Origin of the sequence: Mesorhizobium sp. B2-5-7 (assembly GCF_006440875.1) — a bacterium.
GTDB lineage: Bacteria > Pseudomonadota > Alphaproteobacteria > Rhizobiales > Rhizobiaceae > Mesorhizobium > Mesorhizobium australicum.
Window position 1 is genome coordinate 235,260 of sequence record NZ_VFUO01000007.1, and the last position, 17,489, is coordinate 252,748.

Consider the following 17,489-nt stretch of genomic DNA (forward strand, 5'->3'; position numbering starts at 1 on the left):
TGGTTTGCACTAATACACCTGTCAGCACCGTCCAGGATGGCAGGAACATCGCATGAGCAAGGAAATCGGCTCGACAGATCAACGCAAGATCGAGCGCGCCAGGCCTTTCCAGCGCTTCGTGCGCGACCGGCGCGGCGCCACGGCGCTCGAGTTCGCGCTGCTTGCGATGCCGTTCGCGCTTCTCGTCTTCGCCATCCTCGAAAGCTGCATCTCGTTTGCCAGCCAGGAGGTGATGGCCAACATTACAGACGATGTCGCGCGCCGGCTGCGCACCGGCCAGTTGAGGGCCGCTGACGTCGCCGGAGACAATTTGAAGAACATGATCTGCGGCAAGCTGGAAATCATCGTTTCGCAGGATTGCCCCAATCAGTTGAGCGTCGATCTTCGCCAGTACACGGCTTTCGCCGACGCGGCCCAGGCCGGCTTCAGGATTCAGGGCGGTAACATCCAGCTGACGAATAGCGGCGCCGATGTGCCCTTTACCGTCACGGCGGGTGCGGCGGAGTCAAGGAACATGCTGCGGGTTTTCTACAAATGGCCCATCATGACCAACCTGATGGCGCAGTCGATGGGCGGCAACAAAACGCTGCATTTCGCTTCGGTGACCTGGCAGAACGAGCCGTTCGACAATTGAGACAATCACCGAAGCAACAACAAGAAAAAAGGCAGTGAATATGATGCGTGCGGGGGCACATCAGGGAATTGCTGGGCTCTGGGGCAAATCAATGCTCTGGGGCAAATCAATCCGGTTCTGGTCCAATCGTCGTGGCGTCGCGGCGGTCGAGTTCGCGCTTATCGCGCCTATCCTGCTGGTCATGTATTTCATGACCATGGAGGCTTCGCAGGCCATCGAGACGAGCAAGAAGGTCAGCCGTGTCGGCAGCATGGTCGCCGATCTCGTCACACAACAGCCGACCATCGCCAAAGTGGACCTCGATGCCATCATGAAGATCGGCACCTTGACCCTTCAACCCTATAACCGCTCCGTGCCGGACATCACCATCACGGCCATACAGGTCACCACCGATGCCACGCCGCAGGTCCTGGTGGTGTGGTCGCGCAAGGTGGTCAACGGTGTGAACGGCGTCGGAGCCACCGCCGGCACCGCCACCACGGTTCCGGCAAGCCTCAGGGTCCCCGGAACCTTCCTCGTCCGCGTCGACAGCACCCTGGCCTATAAGCCGATCACCAGCTGGACGACCGACAGCCAACAGAAGCTCGGGTTTGTCGAGACGCTCGCCAAAGGCATGACGATGGGCGAAACCTATTATCTGCGTCCCCGCAGAAGCGTCACGATCCCTTGCAGCGATTGCTGAATGACTTATTGCCGCCCATCGACCGAAACCATCCGCACGATGGCCTCCGCCGCCGCATAGTCCTTGGGAACCACGGGCATGAAGCCGCCGGCATGCTTCGGCTCCAGGAGATCGTAGACATCCTGCGTCGTCGATTTGAGATTGGTGAGAAACACCGTCAGCCGACGCTTGGCTTCCGGATCGAGGTCGCCGCGCACCGCATGGGGACCGTATCTCAGCAGACCCGACGTCCACACGACCTGAAGGGCCGACGCCGGAAGGCCCGATGATTCGAGCCGTGCCTGCGTGCCCCCAGGCAGTCGCGGCTGACCGTCGGCCGCGGCCTTCACCCAGCCGAACAGGGCGTCGGCCTCGCCGTCGACGAGCATGGTCTCGGCCGCCGAGGCCGACGGGGCATGGACAAGGAATGGTGCGTCTTCGGCGATCCTGACGTGTTCGGCGGCCAGGCCCGCCAGTGGCAAAAGCGAACCGCCGACGCTGTCCGGCGGCGGCATGGCGATCCGGCGGGTCTCCATGTCAGCCAGGCCGGGCAATTTGCCGTCCCTGGTCAGCAGTACCGAGCGGATGCCGGCCGCACTGTCTGAATCGACCGGAGCCACGAGCGGCTCGATGCATTCGCAGCGTTGCAGCGCCGTGGCGTAGGCGGTCGCCGAATAGATGGCGTATTCGATCCGCGCATTGGCCTGTGCCTCGATCAATGCCGCGTAATCGCGGGCAACGACGAATTCCACCCTCATGCCGAGCGCATCGGTAAAGGCTTGCGTCAGCACGGCCAGCCCCGGAACGGTATTGCCGGCGCCGGGTTCGGCGACGATACCGATGCGAAATGTGCCGATGTCGTCGCGCCAGTCTGCCCACGCCGGTCCACAAAAGAACGCGCCGTTCACAGCCATGAGGGCAGTCCATGTCTTGAGCGCAGCCTTCATGACGGGACCGCCTTGCCTCTTGTTTCGTCCATGGGCGCCCAACTGGTCGCGACACCTGATCTTTGTGCCTGTATTGCCGTTTGGTTTCCGAATTGCCAAGGCCGCCGTGGAACCCTATGTCTTGAGGTCCACACTGGCAACAAATGACCCGATGGCGCGTGCATTCCTCTTTGTCCTGGATTCCTTCGGCATCGGCGGCGCGGCCGACGCAGAACGCTATGGCGACGCCGGTGCAAACACGCTGGCGCACATCGCCGAAGCTTGCGCGGAAGGGCGCGCCGATCGCGAAGGGCTTCGTCAGGGACCACTGTTCGTTCCCCATATGGCATCGCTGGGACTTGGCAAGGCGGCCGAGACGGCGACAGGACTGGGTTTTACCCATTTCGGGACGGACCTGCTCGCCAATGCCTTCCATGGCGCGGCGCAGGAGATTTCGAGCGGCAAGGATACGCCTTCCGGCCATTGGGAGATCGCAGGCCTGCCAGTGCGCTTCGACTGGGGTTATTTCCCGGATACGGTTCCCGCCTTTCCGGCCGACCTGACCGAGGCGATCATCCGCGAGGGCAAGATTTCAGGCATCCTCGGCAATTGCCATGCGCCAGGCACCGAGATCATCGAGCGGTTCGGCGAGGAACACATCCGCACGGGCAAGCCGATCTGCTACACGTCGGTCGATTCCGTCCTGCAGATCGCCGCGCATGAGGTCCATTTCGGCCTGGAGCGGCTTTATGAATTGTGCCAGGTGGTTCGCCGGCTGGTTGACCCGCTGAGGATCGGACGGGTGATCGCGCGCCCCTTCGTCGGCGAGACATCAGCCACCTTCGAGCGAACCTACAACCGCCACGACTACGCCGTGCCGCCACCCGAAGCGACATTGCTCGACCGGCTGACGGCGCGCGGCAGCCGCGTCATCGCCGTCGGCAAGATCGGCGACATCTTCGCCCATCGCGGGATTTCGCAGGTCCGCAAGGCGGCGGGCAACATGGCGATGTTCGACCAGGCGCTGGGCGCCATGGACGAGGCCGGCAACGGTGACCTCGTCTTCGCCAATTTCGTCGATTTCGACACCGAATTCGGCCATCGCCGCGACGTCGCCGGTTATGCCGCCGCACTCGAGGCCTTCGACCGGCGTCTGCCGGAGGCGTTTGCGAAGCTGAAGCAGGGCGACCTTCTCATCCTGACCGCCGACCACGGCAACGATCCGACCTGGCGCGGCACCGATCATACGCGCGAACGCATTCCGGTCATCGGCACTGGACCCGGCCTCAAAGGCGGCGACATAGGGCTGAGGGCGACATTCGCCGATATCGGCGAGACGGTTGCCGAACATCTGCGACTGGCGCGCGGCCGTAACGGCACGTCCTTCCACGCCACGATTGGCGGTCATGCCTGAATTGCCCGAAGTCGAGACAGTCCGGCGCGGCCTGCAGCCGGTCATGGAAGGTGCTCATCTGGCCAAGGTCGAGATGAGACGACCCGATCTGCGCTTCCCCTTTCCCGAACGGTTCTCGGAGCGGCTGACGGGCAGGACGGTCACGGCGCTTGGCCGGCGCGCCAAATATCTGACCATGCATATGCAGGGCGGTCCGGTTCTGATCTGCCACCTCGGCATGTCGGGCTCCTTTCGCATCGAGACCGGCGACGACGACGAGACACCGGGCGTGTTCCATCATGAGCGTTCGAAGAGCGCGGCGCACGATCATGTCGTGTTCCATGTCGTTTCCGCGGCCGGCGCGCGCTCCCGGGTGATCTTCAACGACCCGCGCCGCTTCGGTTTCATGCTGTTTGCGGAAGAGCCGCCGGAGACGCATCCGATGCTGGGCGGACTGGGTGTCGAGCCCACCGGCAATGCGCTGGACGGCGTTCTGCTTGCCTCGCTGCTGAAAGGCCGCAGAGCGCCGCTCAAGGCAGCGCTTCTCGACCAGAGGCTGATCGCCGGCTTAGGCAATATATACGTCTCGGAGGCGCTCTGGCGCGCAGGGCTGTCACCCCTGCGCGAGGCAGGCACCATCGCCAAGCCAGGCAAGAAGGCCAGGGAACAAAGCGAAGGCCTCGCCGAGGCAATCCGTTCGGTCGTCGCGGACGCCATCGCGGCCGGCGGGTCTTCACTGCGCGACTATGTGCGCACCGATGGGTCGCTGGGTTATTTCCAGCATTCCTTCGCCGTGTACGACCGCGAGGGTGAGCCTTGCCCCACGCCCGGCTGCAGCGGCCATGTCCAACGTATCGTGCAGAGCGGACGCTCGACCTTCTATTGCCGGACCTGTCAGAGGTAAGCTAGACCGCCGTCGAGCAAGGAGAAGCAGCCCATGGACTATGAGACGATCATCACCGAGACGCGTGGCAAGGTCGGGCTGATCACGCTGAACCGGCCAAAAGCGCTCAATGCGTTGAATTCCCGGATCCTTGCTGAACTCGTCTCGGCCGTGAACGGTTTCTGCGCCGATCCTGGCATCGGCGCCGTGGTTGTTACCGGTTCCGACAAGGCCTTCGCCGCCGGTGCCGACATCAAGGAAATGCAGGCGATCTCCTACGCGGATGCCTACAGCCAGGACTTCTTCGTTGGCTGGGAAGAGTTCACGCGGGCACGAAAGCCGATCATCGCGGCTGTGGCCGGCTATGCCCTGGGAGGCGGCTGCGAACTCGCCATGATGTGCGACTTCATTATTGCCGCCGATACGGCCAAATTCGGCCAGCCCGAGATCACGCTCGGTGTCATTCCCGGCATGGGCGGGTCGCAACGCCTGACCCGGTTCGTCGGCAAATCGAAAGCAATGGACATGTGCCTGACGGGACGGATGATGGATGCCGCCGAGGCCGAACGTTCGGGCCTGGTGTCGCGGGTCGTTCCGGCCGCCGAGCTGATCGAAGAGGCCGTCAAGGCGGCGGCCAAAATCGCGGATTTCTCGCTGCCATCGGTGATGATGGCCAAGGAAGCGGTGAACCGGGCCTATGAGACGACGCTTGCCGAGGGATTGCGCTTCGAACGCCGCCTGTTCCACTCGCTTTTCGCGCTCGAAGACCAGAAGGAAGGGATGGCGGCGTTCGCCGAAAAGCGGAAGCCGAATTTCACCAACCGGTAGGGCGTGGCGGGCCAGCCTCCGAAACCCGTGGCATCGGCAAAAAGAACGCCCGTCGGCGTTGACGCGCCGGAAAAGCTGAACTATAAGCCGCACCAACCGAGGCGACCCCGTGTCTGCCCGTTTGTTTTTTGCGCCCTGCGGCACGCCGCGTGCGCCGACCAGATCAGAAGAGAGGCATCATGGCCAACACATCCTCGGCCAAAAAGGCAACGCGCAAGATCGCCCGCCGCGCAGCGATCAACAAGAACCGCCGCTCGCGCGTCCGCACCTACGTGCGCCAGGTCGAAGAGGCACTCGCCTCCGGCGACAAGGCCGCCGCACAGGCCGCCTTCAAGGCAGCCGAGCCGGAATTGATGCGCGCCGCAACCAAGGGCGTGATGCACAAGAACACAGCGTCCCGCAAGGTGTCGCGCCTCGCCCAGCGCCTCAAGGTGCTGTCGGCCTGACATCGCCTTTTCAGGACGATCTTCTTCGAACCCGGCCGATCGCGCCGGGTTTTTTCGTTTGCCGGCAAGTACTTAAAAAGAATAGCCGCAGACAGCCCCAAGTGCAGATTCCCGAGTGCGAAATGATTTGCCGGCACATACATGCCCGCTGATGACCGGCACGCTTGAAAAGCGCCGACTGAAAAAACTACGCTCCGCACAAATAGCTATTTTTTTTCAAGCGGTTAGCGACAGTCATCCACAGCTTGTCCACAACGCGCCGAAGAGACGGGAGGACAACTGGCTGTCAAGTGAATTATTTCAGAAAATTTCGCGCCGGCCCGGCTTTTTCATATTCGTCGGAAAAGGGTTTGAATCCCAATGGCTTTGTCAAAATATGCCGCTGCGGCATGGCGCTCCAACCTGCCCGAGGTAACCAGATTCCTTAAAAATCCGTTAGACGTGGCCTTGCCCTATCCACAGCGATTTCGGTAATGTCGATCTATCGAACGGGACGGGCCTCTGGCCCTAACCCAGCCTTACGCGGCCAGCTTAAATTGGCGGGATTTGCGACGTGGATCAAGTCCGCGAACGGGTATGGTTTGCTCTTTTTCGATACGGTAGGGGACTGGCGTAACTAGACATGGCAGGTAGGACGGCGCGCCGGCGCTCTTTCGCCGGACGGCGTTGTATTGCCCTGACATACCCAACGCGGACTGGCTTCCATGGGCCGGCACCGGTTCCCGTCGGATAGTGGGCGACGTTCATTGCCGGCGGCGGCAATGGGCATCGTAGCGAAGACACGGTCGCCGGAAAAGGATGCAGGAGGCGCATCCCCAGCGAAAAACAGGTACAGAAAGGCAAGGAACTCGATCATGCAGAGCGGCATCGAAAGGGAGCTTACGGGCGACCTCCCATTTCCTGGAACTTTGATCGGAGCAAACGAGATGGCGGTCTCCAGCGACGCGGAACAGAAGTTCGACCGGGTCAAGGCCCAGTTGAAGGCGCGCCTGGGAACCGAAGTCTATTCCAGCTGGTTTGGGCGCATGAAGGTCGCGGAAGCGTCCAAGGGCATTGTCCGCATCTCCGTGCCCACCGCATTCCTGCGCTCGTGGATCAACGGCCACTATCATGATCTCATTTCAGAGCTGTGGAAGCACGAGGATCCCGAGCTTCTCAAGATCGAAATCGTCGTGCGCACCGCAACCCGTCAGGGGCGCGGCCAGCCCGAACCGGAATTGGCGCCGGCCCGCAAGATGACGCGGCAGACGCAGACGGCGCTGGCCGCCGGCACCGTCAGTCCAAGTAGGGTGGAGCGGTCTCCGATGCCGCGTCCGGGCGTGCCGGTCGAGAGCGAGTTCCGCCACAATGTCCTGGGATCACCGCTTGATCCGCGTTACACGTTCGGCTCCTTCATCGAGGGACCGTCGAACCGCGTTGCCTTCGCCGCCGCCAAGGCCGTGGCGGAATCGCAGTCGAGCGCGGTACGCTTCAACCCGCTTTTCCTGCATGCCACCGTCGGGCTCGGCAAGACGCACCTGCTGCAGGCCATCGCGGCGGAATCGCTGAAGCAGAACCCGAAGTCACGCGTCGTCTACCTCACCGCGGAGTATTTCATGTGGCGCTTCGCCACGGCGATCCGCGACAACAACGCACTGACGCTCAAGGAGCAGTTGCGCGACATCGATCTCTTGATCATCGATGACATGCAATTCCTGCAGGGCAAATCGATCCAGCATGAATTCTGTCATCTGATCAACATGCTGCTCGACAGCGCCAAGCAGGTCGTCGTTGCCGCCGACCGGCCACCGTCGGAGCTGGAATCGCTCGAACCGCGGGTCCGTTCGCGTCTCAATGGCGGCGTCGCGCTCGAAATGTCGGCGCCCGATTTCGCCATGCGGCTCGGCATGCTCAAACTGCGTCTGGCCACGGCCAGGATCGACGATGCATCGCTGGGCATTTCCGAAGAGATCCTCAACCACGTTGCCCGCACCGTGACCGGCAGCGGACGTGAACTGGAGGGTGCCTTCAACCAGCTCCTGTTTCGCCAGTCGTTCGAGCCGCAGATCACCATCGACCGCATCGACGAGATCCTCGGCCACATCTATCGCACGGGCGAGCCGAAGCGGGTCCGCATCGAGGACATTCAGCGCATCGTGGCGCGTCACTACAACGTCTCGAAGACGGAATTGCTGTCCAATCGGCGCACGCGCACCATCGTCAAGCCGCGACAGGTCGCCATGTATCTGTCGAAGGTGATGACGCCGCGCTCGCTGCCGGAAATCGGACGGCGCTTCGGTGGCCGCGATCACACGACGGTGCTGCACGCCGTGCGCAAGATCGAGGACCTTTCCGGCAATGACAACACGCTGGCGCAGGAACTGGAATTGCTGAGAAGGCTGATCAACGACCAGGCCTGACCGGCTGGAAAGCGCCCGCTTGCGGGGTTGGCCAGCTTTATCCCCAGAAAGCCCGCGCAACCGGCCCGAACCGGTGGCGCGGGCTTGCGTTCACTGGTTTTTTCCTGTCAGTTTGCGTAGATTCTGAAGCCTGTTCAGAGCTTTCGCGGGGCGCCGGCAGCCGGAGACCCGTTCATTCATTCAAGCGAGCCTGTTTCGTCATGCGTGTTATCCTGGAACGGTCAAATCTCCTGAAGTCGCTCAACCACGTGCACCGCGTGGTCGAACGGCGCAACACCATACCGATCCTGTCGAACGTGCTTCTCAGCGCGGACGGCGCCAGCCTCGAAATGAAGGCCACCGACCTCGACCTGGAGGTGACGGAAGCGACGCCCGCCAAGGTCGAGCGCGGCGGCGCGACGACGGTCCCCGCGCACCTGCTCTATGACATCGTGCGCAAGCTCTCCGACGGCGCCGAGGTAATGCTGAAGACGGATGAGGACGGCAACGCCATGACGGTGACGTCGGGCCGCTCGAGCTTCCGCCTGCAGTGCCTGCCGCAATCCGATTTTCCCGAGCTTTCGGCCGGATCCTTCTCGCACATCTTCCGCCTCGATGCGGTGGCGCTGAAGGGCCTGATCGAGAAGACGCAGTTCGCCATCTCCACCGAGGAGACACGCTACTATCTCAACGGCATCTACCTGCACACGCATGAAGTCGGCGGCAAGCTGAAGCTGCGCTCGGTGGCAACCGACGGCCATCGGCTGGCGCGCGCCGAGATTGACGCGCCGGCCGGCTCCGAGGGCATGCCGGGCATCATCATTCCGCGCAAAACAGTGAGCGAGTTGCAGAAACTGGTCGACGATCCGGATGTCGCCGTGACCACCGAACTGTCCGACACCAAAATCCGCTTCACAATTGGCAGCGTCGTCCTCACCTCGAAGCTGATCGACGGCACCTTCCCGGACTATCAGCGGGTCATTCCGACCGGCAACGACAAGAAGCTGATCCTCGACCGCCAAAGCTTCGCCGCCGCGGTCGACCGGGTCTCGACCATCTCTTCCGAACGCGGCCGCGCGGTGAAGCTCTCGATCAGCGAAGGCCAGGTAACGCTTGCGGTCAACAATCCGGATTCAGGCAGCGCCACGGAAGAACTGGCGGCCGACTATTCGGCCGACCCGATCGAGATCGGCTTCAACGCCAAATACCTGCTCGATGTCGCCGCGCAATTGACCGGCACGGAGGCCAAATTCATGTTGGCCGATGCCGGTTCGCCGACGCTGATCCACGACATGGCCGATGAGACCGCGCTTTACGTGCTGATGCCGATGCGGGTATAGCCGGCGCGGCGTCGCTGGCGATACGACTAGGCCTTGATTGCGGCGACTTCTACAGGCGGATAGCGGTTGCCGGGACAAACCCACATAAGTAAGCTCACGCTTACCAATTTTCGCAACTATGCGACCCTTGCGATAGATGTCGCGCCGGGCGCCGTGGTCTTTTCCGGCGACAATGGTGCCGGTAAGACCAATCTCCTCGAAGCGATCTCCTTTTTGACACCGGGACGCGGCTTGCGCCGCGCAGCCTACGGGGATGTGGCCCGTGAGGGTGGCGATGGCGGTTTTGCCCTGCATGCACGGCTCGACGGACCTGAAGGCGAGGTCGAGATCGGTACAGGCATTTCCGGGGGCGACACTGCGGAGAGCGGCAGGCGGGTGCGTATAAATGGAGCCGCGGCGCGGGCCGAGGACATGCTGGAATGGCTGCGGGTCGTGTGGCTGACGCCGGCGATGGATTCGCTGTTCACCGGGCCGGCCGCGGATCGCCGGCGCTTTCTCGACCGGCTGGTGCTAGCGATCGATCCCGGCCATGGCCAGCGCGCACTCGATTACGAGAAGGCGATGCGAGGCCGTAACCGCTTGCTGACGGAAGGCTCGCGGGATGCCAGCTGGTTCGAAGCGATAGAGACGCAGATGGCCGAGACCGGCGTGGCGATAGCGGCCGCGCGCGCCGAGTTGGTGCGCCTGCTGGTGGCCATGATCGACAGGCTGCCCGACACCGGACCGTTTCCGCGGGCCGATATCGGCCTTTCGGGTGAATTGGAGGCCGAGATTGCCGGTGCGCCGGCGGTCGATGTCGAGGAGCGGTTCCGACGGGCGCTTGCCGATGGCCGCGACCGCGACCGCGCCGCCGGACGTACCCTCGAGGGCCCGCACCGCTCGGACCTCATGGTCCGGCACCGGCCCAAGGCAATGCCGGCCGAACTCTGCTCGACCGGCGAACAGAAGGCGTTGCTGGTCGGCATCGTGCTGTCGCATGCCCGGCTGACCGGCGAAATGTCCGGCCTGACGCCGATCCTGCTGCTCGACGAGATCGCGGCGCACCTCGATGGCGGCCGGCGCGCGGCACTGTTCTCGATCCTGGAAGACCTGAACTGCCAGGCTTTCATGACGGGTACCGATGCAGCGCTGTTTTCCAGCCTGCATGGCCGCGCTCAGTTTCTGACGGTCGACCATGGCACGGTTGGGCCAACCGAAGACCCCTGACAAGATTTTTCGGCCGCTATATGGTCCTGACATGACTACCGCCCTCACCGCCGACGAGATCGAACGCTATGCCCGCCACATCGTGCTGCCCGAGGTCGGCGGCGCTGGCCAGCAGAAGCTCAAGCAGGCGCGGGTGCTGGTGATCGGCGCTGGCGGGCTCGGGGCGCCGGTGCTTGAATATCTCGCCGCGGCCGGTGTCGGCACGCTCGGCATTGTCGACGACGACACTGTTTCGCTCTCCAACCTACAACGGCAGGTCATTCACGGCACCGATACGGTCGGCATGCTGAAAACCCAGAGCGCCGGCGCTGCGATCGCCCGCATCAATCCCGACATATCGGTCGAAACGCACACATTCCGGCTCACCGCGGAAAACGCCCCTGCCCTCGTCGCCAAGTACGATATCGTCGTCGACGGGTCCGACAATTTCGAGACGCGTTATGTGGTTGCCGATGCCTGCGCCAGCGAAGGGAAGCCGCTGGTGCATGCGGCCGTCGGACGTTTCGATGGCTCGGTCACCGTGTTGAAGCCTTTCGAGGACGGCAGGGACGGCAAGCCGAACCCGAGCTATCGGGATCTGTTTCCCGAAGCCCCGCCGCCGGGCCTGGTGCCGTCCTGTGCGGAGGCCGGAGTGCTCGGCGCGCTGACCGGCGTCGTCGGCACCCTGCAGGCAATGGAGGCGATCAAACTGGTCACCGGCATAGGCGAGCCGCTGATCGGCCGGCTGCTGCTTTACGATGCGCTCGCCGCCCGCTTCGAGACCATCCGCTACAAAAGACGCTGATCTTGGAACAACCCCCTGTTTCGATCACGCAAATCCCCGCCGATTTCGGCCGCTGGGGTGATGTGCTTGCCCTGATCATGCATGCCTTCGCCTTCATGGACGGCATCATCGACCCGCCGTCGTCGGCTCACCTGCTCACAGTCGAAGCACTGCGCGCCAAAGCCTTGCGGGAGACAGGCTTTCTGGCGCTCGACGGCGACAGGATCGTGGGCTGCGTTTTTGCTCTCGAAAAGGCCGAGGGTCTTTATGTCGGCAAGCTCGCCGTCGCCCCGGACCGGCAGGGGCAAGGCATTGGCCGGCGGCTGATGCAAGCGGCCGAAGATCTGGCCCGCAGCCGCGGCAAGGCCGACATCGAACTGGAGACGAGGATCGAACTGGCCGCAAATCATGCCGCCTTTGCCCGGCTCGGCTTTCGCGAAACCGAACGGACGGCGCATGAGGGCTATGACAGGCCGACGTCCATCACCATGCGGAAGACCATTTCGTAAGCTTCGGTTTATGAGAGCCGGCGCCTGGAAGGTTTTCAGGTCCTGAGCGGCAGCACGCGGTCCGGCGGGCGATGGCCATCGACGAAGGCGCGGATATTGATGATGACCTTCTCGCCCATGTCGATGCGGCCCTCGAGCGTGGCCGAGCCCATATGCGGCAGAAGCACGACCTTGTTCCTGGCGGCCAGCTTCAAGAGCTTGCCGTTCAGGGCCGGTTCGTGCTCGTAAACGTCCAGGCCGGCGCCGGCGATCTTGCCGTCCTGGATCAGCTTGACCAGCGCTTCTTCGTCGATGATGTCGCCGCGGGCAGTGTTGACGATATAGGCGGTGGGCTGCAGCAACGCGAGCCGCCGCGCCGACAGAAGATGAAAGGTAGCGGGTGTCGAGGGACAATTCACCGAGATGATGTCCATGCGGGCCAGCATCTGGTCGAGACTTTCCCAATAGGTCGCCTCCAACCCATCCTCGACCGCCGGCAGCACACGATGCCGGTTGTGATAGTGAATGGACAGGCCGAAAGCCTTGGCTCGCCTGGCAACGGCGGTGCCGATGCGGCCCATGCCGACAATGCCGAGCCGCTTGCCCCAGATGCGCCGGCCAAGCATCCAGGTCGGCGACCAGCCGGCCCATTTCTTGTCGCCCGTGAGCACACTGGCGCCTTCCGCCAGCCGGCGCGGCACCGCCAGCATCAACGCCATGGTCATGTCGGCGGTATCTTCGGTGAGCACGTTGGGCGTGTTGGTGACGGTGATGCCCCTCTTGGCCGCCGCCGCCACGTCGATCTTGTCGACGCCGTTGCCGAAATTGGCGATCAGCTTGAGATTGTCGCCGGCCTGGGCAATCAGTGCGGCGTCGATCTGGTCGGTCACGGTCGGCACCAGCACGTCGGCTTCCTTGACCGCGGCGACCAGTTCCGGCTGCGTCATCGGCCTGTCCTCGACGTTCAGCCTTGCGTCGAACAGCTCGCGCATGCGGGTCTCGACGGGGTCGGGCAGCTTTCGCGTGATGACCACGAGAGGCTTCTTTTTGCCTACCATTGTTTCCCTCGTTGAGACCTCTTTAACCAAGACAGGCGAAACTGAAAGCCGGTCGCGGTAGCCGATTTACCCATGTAACAAGCGGTGCCGCCGAAGACAAAGAAAAAGGGGTGCCGCAGCCATCGGGCCGGTGCCGAAAGGAACGAAAGTGTCTGGTTTCGCGTCGCTTCGCCTGGCCCTCAGCGCAGCATTTCTCGGCGCTCTTCTCTATTCTCCGCTTGCCGGCGCGCAAAGCGCGGCCGCTCCCGCCCAGAGCGCCATCACGCTCGGACCGAGCGGCCTGCCGCTGCCGCGATTCGTCAGCCTGAAATCCGGCCGCGTCAACTCGCGTGTCGGCCCCGGCGCCAACTATTCGGTCGACTGGATGTACATGAAGGCTGGCCTGCCCATGGAAATCATCCAGGAATTCGATACGTGGCGGCGCGTGCGCGACGCCGACGGCTCGGAAGGATGGATCAACCAGTCGCTGCTTTCGGGCCGACGTACCGCAATCGTCGCTCCCTGGCAGCGCGGCAAGGGCGGCCAGATCAACCTTCTCAAGAGCCCCGAAAAGGATGCCAGAGTGGTGGCGATCGTAGAACCCGGCGTCATGGGCACGATCAAAGCCTGCGACGGCCAGTGGTGCGAGATGACGTTCGACGGCCACACCGGCTGGCTTGCGCAGTCGGTCGTCTGGGGCGCTTATCCGGGCGAGCGGGTCAAGGACTGAACGTTTCGCTTTTGCGCCCGATACGGCCGAGATGGGTATCCTGAAATCCTGTTGACAGCTTCAAGCCGTAGCCCAGCGCGCGGTCGATCGCGATATGCGCGATCCAGATCAGTGCGACGGCGTTGCCGACCGCACTGCCGGCGAGGTGCCCGGCAAGCAACACAAGCACCGGTACGATCAGAATGTGCAAGGCGTTGTAGGCAATGGCGCCGACGCGTGGGCCGCCGAGATAACCCAGCATCGACAGGTCCGGCGCCAGGATGAGCAACGCGAAGAGCCACCAGGAAACGCCTGTCGCGCCATAGAAGACGATCGCGGCAGCCGCCGCGACGGCCCATTCGAGCCGGACTATCCAATCGAGGAATTTCATCCCAGACCGCTTATTCCGGCCTTGCCGATCATTCCGGACGCTTGGGACGCAGCCTCACCACGATATCGACATTGGCGATCTCCATGCCTTCGGGCGGCTCCGGCAGATTGGTGACGGTTACCGGGCCGTTGGCGATGTCGAAAATCCTGTTTTCGCCTTCGATGTAGAAATGGTGGTGGTCGGAGGTGTTGGTGTCGAAGTACGTCTTGGAACCTTCGACGGCGAGAATGCGCAGCAGCCCCGCCTGGGTAAACTGGTGAAGCGCGTTGTAGACGGTGGCCAGCGATACCGGCACGCCGGCGGCCTGCGCCTCCTCATGCAGTTCCTCAGCCGACAAATGGCGGTCGCCCTTGGCGAAAAGCAGGTCGGCCAGCGCAATGCGCTGACGGGTCGGCCTCAGGCCGGCTTCACGTACCCGCTTGTCCACAGCGACATTTTCCTTCCGGCAGCCCCGGTCCATCTGGTCTTCCAAGCTCGCAGTCCCGCTTCAAGACACGCCCAGAATGGCAAAAAAATGAATGTCTGCCGGAACCGGACCCCTGTTGACATATATTCTGTCGCCCGAATGCGATCAATAGCGCGCATTGACCCGGGCAGACTGGCGGGTTAAGCGCAAACGCCGGTTTCCGGCCTGAAACAGATTGTGTTAGGACACCAACGACAAGGGCGCGCTACCGCCCGGACGATATGGGGACGAAATTGATGGCGGGTTCGAAATCCAGCTACGACTACGAAGAATTGCTGGCCTGCGCTCGTGGCGAGCTGTTCGGAGAGGGCAATGCCCAGTTGCCCTACCCGCCGATGCTGATGTTCGACCGCATCACCGAGGTCAGCGAGACCGGCGGCGCCTTCGACAAGGGTTTCATTCGCGCGGAATTCGATATCAAGCCCGACCTGTGGTTCTTTGCCTGCCATTTCATAGGCAATCCGATCATGCCGGGCTGTCTGGGCCTTGACGCCCTGTGGCAATTGACCGGCTTCTATCTCGGCTGGCTTGGCGAACCCGGCAAGGGAATGGCGCTGTCGACCGGAGAGGTCAAGTTCAAGGGCATGGTCACGCCATCGGTCAAGAAGGTCGAGTACGGCGTTGATTTCAAGCGTGTGATGCGCGGCCGGCTGGTGCTCGGCATCGCCGATGGCTGGATGAAGGCGGATGGCGAGCCCATATATGCGGCGACGGACCTGAAGGTCGGTCTGTCCAAGCAGTCGGCGGTCGCTTGACCGCAGCCCTGGCCCGCGCATTGGCCAGCATCCCTGGAAGGAGTTGCGAATGAGACGTGTCGTAGTCACAGGCCTCGGCATCGTGTCGTCGATCGGCAACAATGCCAACGAGGTGCAGACCTCGCTGCATGACGCCAGATCCGGCATCAGCTTTTCCGATTCCTTTGCCGAACATGGCTTCCGGTGCCAGGTCTGGGGCGCGCCGACGCTCGATCCTTCGGCGATGATCGACCGCCGCGCGATGCGATTCCTGAGCCAGGGCGCGGCGTGGAATCACGTCGCCATGGACCAGGCGATCGCGGATGCCGGCCTCGACGAGAGCGACATCACCAACGAGCGCACCGGCATCGTCATGGGTTCGGGCGGCCCCTCCACGCGCACCATCGTCGAGGCGGCCGAAACCACGCTCAAGAACGGCAGCCCCAAGCGCATCGGTCCCTTCGCGGTGCCGAAGGCGATGTCGTCGACGGCCTCGGCAACCTTGGCCACATGGTTCAAGATCCATGGCGTCAACTATTCGATCTCCTCGGCCTGCTCGACCTCGGCGCATTGCATCGGCAATGGCTACGAGCTGATCCAGTGGGGCAAGCAGGACATGGTCTTTGCCGGCGGCCACGAGGATCTTGACTGGACGATGTCGGACTTGTTCGACGCCATGGGCGCCATGTCGTCGAAGTTCAACGACAGGGCCTCGACCGCATCGCGCGCCTACGACGCCAATCGCGACGGCTTCGTCATAGCCGGCGGCGCCGGCGTGCTGGTGCTGGAAGAGCTGGAGCACGCCAAGGCGCGCGGCGCCAAGATCTACGCGGAGATCGTCGGCTACGGCGCCACTTCGGACGGTTTCGACATGGTTGCGCCCTCGGGCGAAGGCGCGGTCCGCTGCATGCGCCAGGCGCTGGCGACGGTTTCCACGCCGGTCGACTACATCAACACGCACGGCACCTCGACGCCGGTCGGCGATTCCAAGGAAATGGGCGCGATCCGTGAAGTGTTCGGCGAGAAGATGCCGTTCATCACGTCGACGAAGTCGCTGACCGGCCATTCTCTGGGCGCGGCGGGCGTGCAGGAATCCATCTATTCGATCCTGATGATGCAAGGCGGCTTCATCGGCGAAAGCGCCCATATCGAGACGCTCGATCCGGAATTCGAGGGCATGCCGATCGTACGCAAGCGCATCGACAACGCAGAGATCGACACCGTTCTGTCGAACTCCTTCGGTTTCGGCGGCACCAACGCGACGCTCGTTTTCCAGCGCTACTCCGCATAAGGCCAAGTTTTTCATATAAGGATTGCCGGCCATGGACGGATTGATGAAGGGCAAGCGCGGGCTTGTCATGGGTGTTGCCAACGATCATTCGATCGCCTGGGGCATTGCCAGGAAATTGTCCGAACAGGGGGCGGAACTGGCCTTCACCTACCAGGGCGAGGCTTTTGGCCGCCGGGTCAAGCCGCTCGCCGACAAGCTCGGCGCTTCGCTGGTCGTTCCCTGCGACGTCGAGGACAGCGCTTCGGTCGCCGCCACGTTCGAGACGCTTGGCAAGGCGTGGGGCGGACTGGACTTCGTCGTCCATGCCATCGGCTTTTCCGACAAGAACGAGTTGAAGGGCCTCTATGCCGATACCAGCCGGGACAATTTCGTCCGCACCATGGTGATCTCCTGCTATTCCTTCACCGAGGTGGCGCGCAATGCCGCGCCCCTGATGACCGCCGGCGGCTCGATGATCACGCTGACCTATGCCGGCTCGGTCCGCGTCATGCCGAACTATAATGTCATGGGCGTCGCCAAGGCCGGCCTGGAGGCCAGCGTGCGCTACCTCGCCAACGACTACGGTCCGCGCGGCATCCGGGTCAACGGCATCTCGGCCGGTCCGGTGCGTACACTGGCCGGCGCCGGCATTTCGGACGCCCGCCACATGTTCTCCTACCAGCAGCGGAACTCGCCGCTGCGCCGGACGGTGACGATCGACGAGGTCGGCGGCTCCGCGCTGTATCTCCTGTCCGACCTTGCTTCCGGCGTCACAGGCGAAATCCACTATGTCGATTCCGGCTACCATATCGTGTCGATGCCGACCCTCGACGAGTTGAAGCAGACGGATGGCGGCCGCGACTGACGGCGGCCCCGGTCACGCGGGTCTTTTGCCAGTAAAGAAAATAATCCTCTCCAGTAAAATTGGATTCATTC

General features: G+C 62.9%; 19 protein-coding genes. 15 read left to right on the top strand and 4 right to left on the bottom strand.

Features of this window, described 5'->3' with window-relative positions; all coding sequences use genetic code 11:
• Positions 1–52 precede the first annotated feature (52 nt).
• Positions 53–634, top strand: coding sequence for a TadE/TadG family type IV pilus assembly protein (locus FJ543_RS27235; RefSeq protein WP_015319337.1), 582 nt, complete (start codon positions 53–55; stop codon positions 632–634).
• Between the two features lie 40 nt (positions 635–674).
• Complete coding sequence (locus FJ543_RS27240; RefSeq protein ID WP_140878384.1) at positions 675–1,316, top strand: TadE/TadG family type IV pilus assembly protein; 642 nt, start codon at positions 675–677, stop codon at positions 1,314–1,316.
• Between the two features lie 5 nt (positions 1,317–1,321).
• Here FJ543_RS27240 and FJ543_RS27245 read toward each other — a convergent pair whose 3' ends face one another.
• Positions 1,322–2,242: a phosphate/phosphite/phosphonate ABC transporter substrate-binding protein gene (locus FJ543_RS27245; RefSeq protein WP_140878270.1), complete on the bottom strand. Its 921-nt coding sequence runs from the start codon at positions 2,240–2,242 to the stop codon at positions 1,322–1,324.
• 151 nt (positions 2,243–2,393) lie between these two features.
• Between FJ543_RS27245 and FJ543_RS27250 the strand changes: the two genes are divergently transcribed.
• The 9 genes from FJ543_RS27250 to FJ543_RS27290 all read left to right on the top strand — a co-directional run bounded on the left by FJ543_RS27250 (position 2,394) and on the right by FJ543_RS27290 (position 11,967).
• On the top strand, positions 2,394–3,635 hold the full coding sequence (locus tag FJ543_RS27250) for a phosphopentomutase (RefSeq protein WP_140878272.1): 1,242 nt from the start codon (positions 2,394–2,396) through the stop codon (positions 3,633–3,635).
• Positions 3,628–4,518 (top strand): bifunctional DNA-formamidopyrimidine glycosylase/DNA-(apurinic or apyrimidinic site) lyase, encoded by an 891-nt coding sequence (mutM, locus tag FJ543_RS27255; protein WP_140878274.1) that lies wholly within the window; start codon positions 3,628–3,630, stop codon positions 4,516–4,518. Before FJ543_RS27250 ends, mutM begins: the two co-directional genes overlap by 8 nt.
• A gap of 33 nt (positions 4,519–4,551) precedes the next feature.
• Complete coding sequence (locus FJ543_RS27260; protein ID WP_140878276.1) at positions 4,552–5,325, top strand: enoyl-CoA hydratase; 774 nt, start codon at positions 4,552–4,554, stop codon at positions 5,323–5,325.
• A 179-nt stretch (positions 5,326–5,504) separates the two neighbouring features.
• Complete coding sequence (gene rpsT / locus FJ543_RS27265; RefSeq protein ID WP_015319343.1) at positions 5,505–5,771, top strand: 30S ribosomal protein S20; 267 nt, start codon at positions 5,505–5,507, stop codon at positions 5,769–5,771.
• Between the two features lie 854 nt (positions 5,772–6,625).
• Complete coding sequence (dnaA, locus tag FJ543_RS27270; RefSeq protein ID WP_015313987.1) at positions 6,626–8,170, top strand: chromosomal replication initiator protein DnaA; 1,545 nt, start codon at positions 6,626–6,628, stop codon at positions 8,168–8,170.
• Between the two features lie 200 nt (positions 8,171–8,370).
• Positions 8,371–9,489, top strand: coding sequence for a DNA polymerase III subunit beta (gene dnaN / locus FJ543_RS27275; protein ID WP_015313988.1), 1,119 nt, complete (start codon positions 8,371–8,373; stop codon positions 9,487–9,489).
• A 66-nt stretch (positions 9,490–9,555) separates the two neighbouring features.
• Positions 9,556–10,695 carry a DNA replication/repair protein RecF gene (recF, locus tag FJ543_RS27280; RefSeq protein WP_140878278.1) on the top strand — a complete coding sequence of 380 codons (1,140 nt, stop codon included), beginning with the start codon at positions 9,556–9,558 and terminating at the stop codon, positions 10,693–10,695.
• 31 nt (positions 10,696–10,726) lie between these two features.
• Positions 10,727–11,479 carry a molybdopterin-synthase adenylyltransferase MoeB gene (locus tag FJ543_RS27285; RefSeq protein WP_140878280.1) on the top strand — a complete coding sequence of 251 codons (753 nt, stop codon included), beginning with the start codon at positions 10,727–10,729 and terminating at the stop codon, positions 11,477–11,479.
• Between the two features lie 2 nt (positions 11,480–11,481).
• Positions 11,482–11,967, top strand: coding sequence for a GNAT family N-acetyltransferase (locus FJ543_RS27290; protein ID WP_181174098.1), 486 nt, complete (start codon positions 11,482–11,484; stop codon positions 11,965–11,967).
• 35 nt (positions 11,968–12,002) lie between these two features.
• Here the strand turns inward: FJ543_RS27290 and FJ543_RS27295 are convergent, their stop codons facing one another.
• Complete coding sequence (locus FJ543_RS27295) at positions 12,003–13,004, bottom strand: D-glycerate dehydrogenase (RefSeq protein ID WP_140660652.1); 1,002 nt, start codon at positions 13,002–13,004, stop codon at positions 12,003–12,005.
• 148 nt (positions 13,005–13,152) lie between these two features.
• On the opposite strand from FJ543_RS27295, the gene FJ543_RS27300 reads away from it, so the two are divergent.
• Positions 13,153–13,713: an SH3 domain-containing protein gene (locus FJ543_RS27300; RefSeq protein WP_015313993.1), complete on the top strand. Its 561-nt coding sequence runs from the start codon at positions 13,153–13,155 to the stop codon at positions 13,711–13,713.
• On the opposite strand, the gene FJ543_RS27305 is transcribed toward FJ543_RS27300, so the two are convergent.
• Positions 13,703–14,083, bottom strand: coding sequence for a DUF4260 domain-containing protein (locus FJ543_RS27305; protein ID WP_140660651.1), 381 nt, complete (start codon positions 14,081–14,083; stop codon positions 13,703–13,705). The two genes, FJ543_RS27300 and FJ543_RS27305, sit on opposite strands and share 11 nt — an antisense overlap.
• A 28-nt stretch (positions 14,084–14,111) precedes the next feature.
• Positions 14,112–14,543, bottom strand: a complete 432-nt coding sequence (irrA, locus tag FJ543_RS27310) for an iron response transcriptional regulator IrrA (RefSeq protein ID WP_015313995.1) — start codon at positions 14,541–14,543, stop codon at positions 14,112–14,114.
• Between the two features lie 242 nt (positions 14,544–14,785).
• Here irrA and fabA point away from each other — a divergent pair, with 242 nt between their 5' ends.
• The 3 genes from fabA to fabI are packed head-to-tail and all read left to right on the top strand — an operon-like array spanning position 14,786 to position 17,418.
• Complete coding sequence (gene fabA / locus FJ543_RS27315; RefSeq protein WP_127276870.1) at positions 14,786–15,304, top strand: 3-hydroxyacyl-[acyl-carrier-protein] dehydratase FabA; 519 nt, start codon at positions 14,786–14,788, stop codon at positions 15,302–15,304.
• A gap of 49 nt (positions 15,305–15,353) precedes the next feature.
• Entirely contained in the window at positions 15,354–16,574 is a 1,221-nt protein-coding gene (gene fabB / locus FJ543_RS27320) for a beta-ketoacyl-ACP synthase I (protein ID WP_140878283.1), read from the top strand.
• A gap of 31 nt (positions 16,575–16,605) precedes the next feature.
• Positions 16,606–17,418 carry an enoyl-ACP reductase FabI gene (fabI, locus tag FJ543_RS27325; protein ID WP_140660650.1) on the top strand — a complete coding sequence of 271 codons (813 nt, stop codon included), beginning with the start codon at positions 16,606–16,608 and terminating at the stop codon, positions 17,416–17,418.
• Positions 17,419–17,489 lie beyond the last annotated feature (71 nt).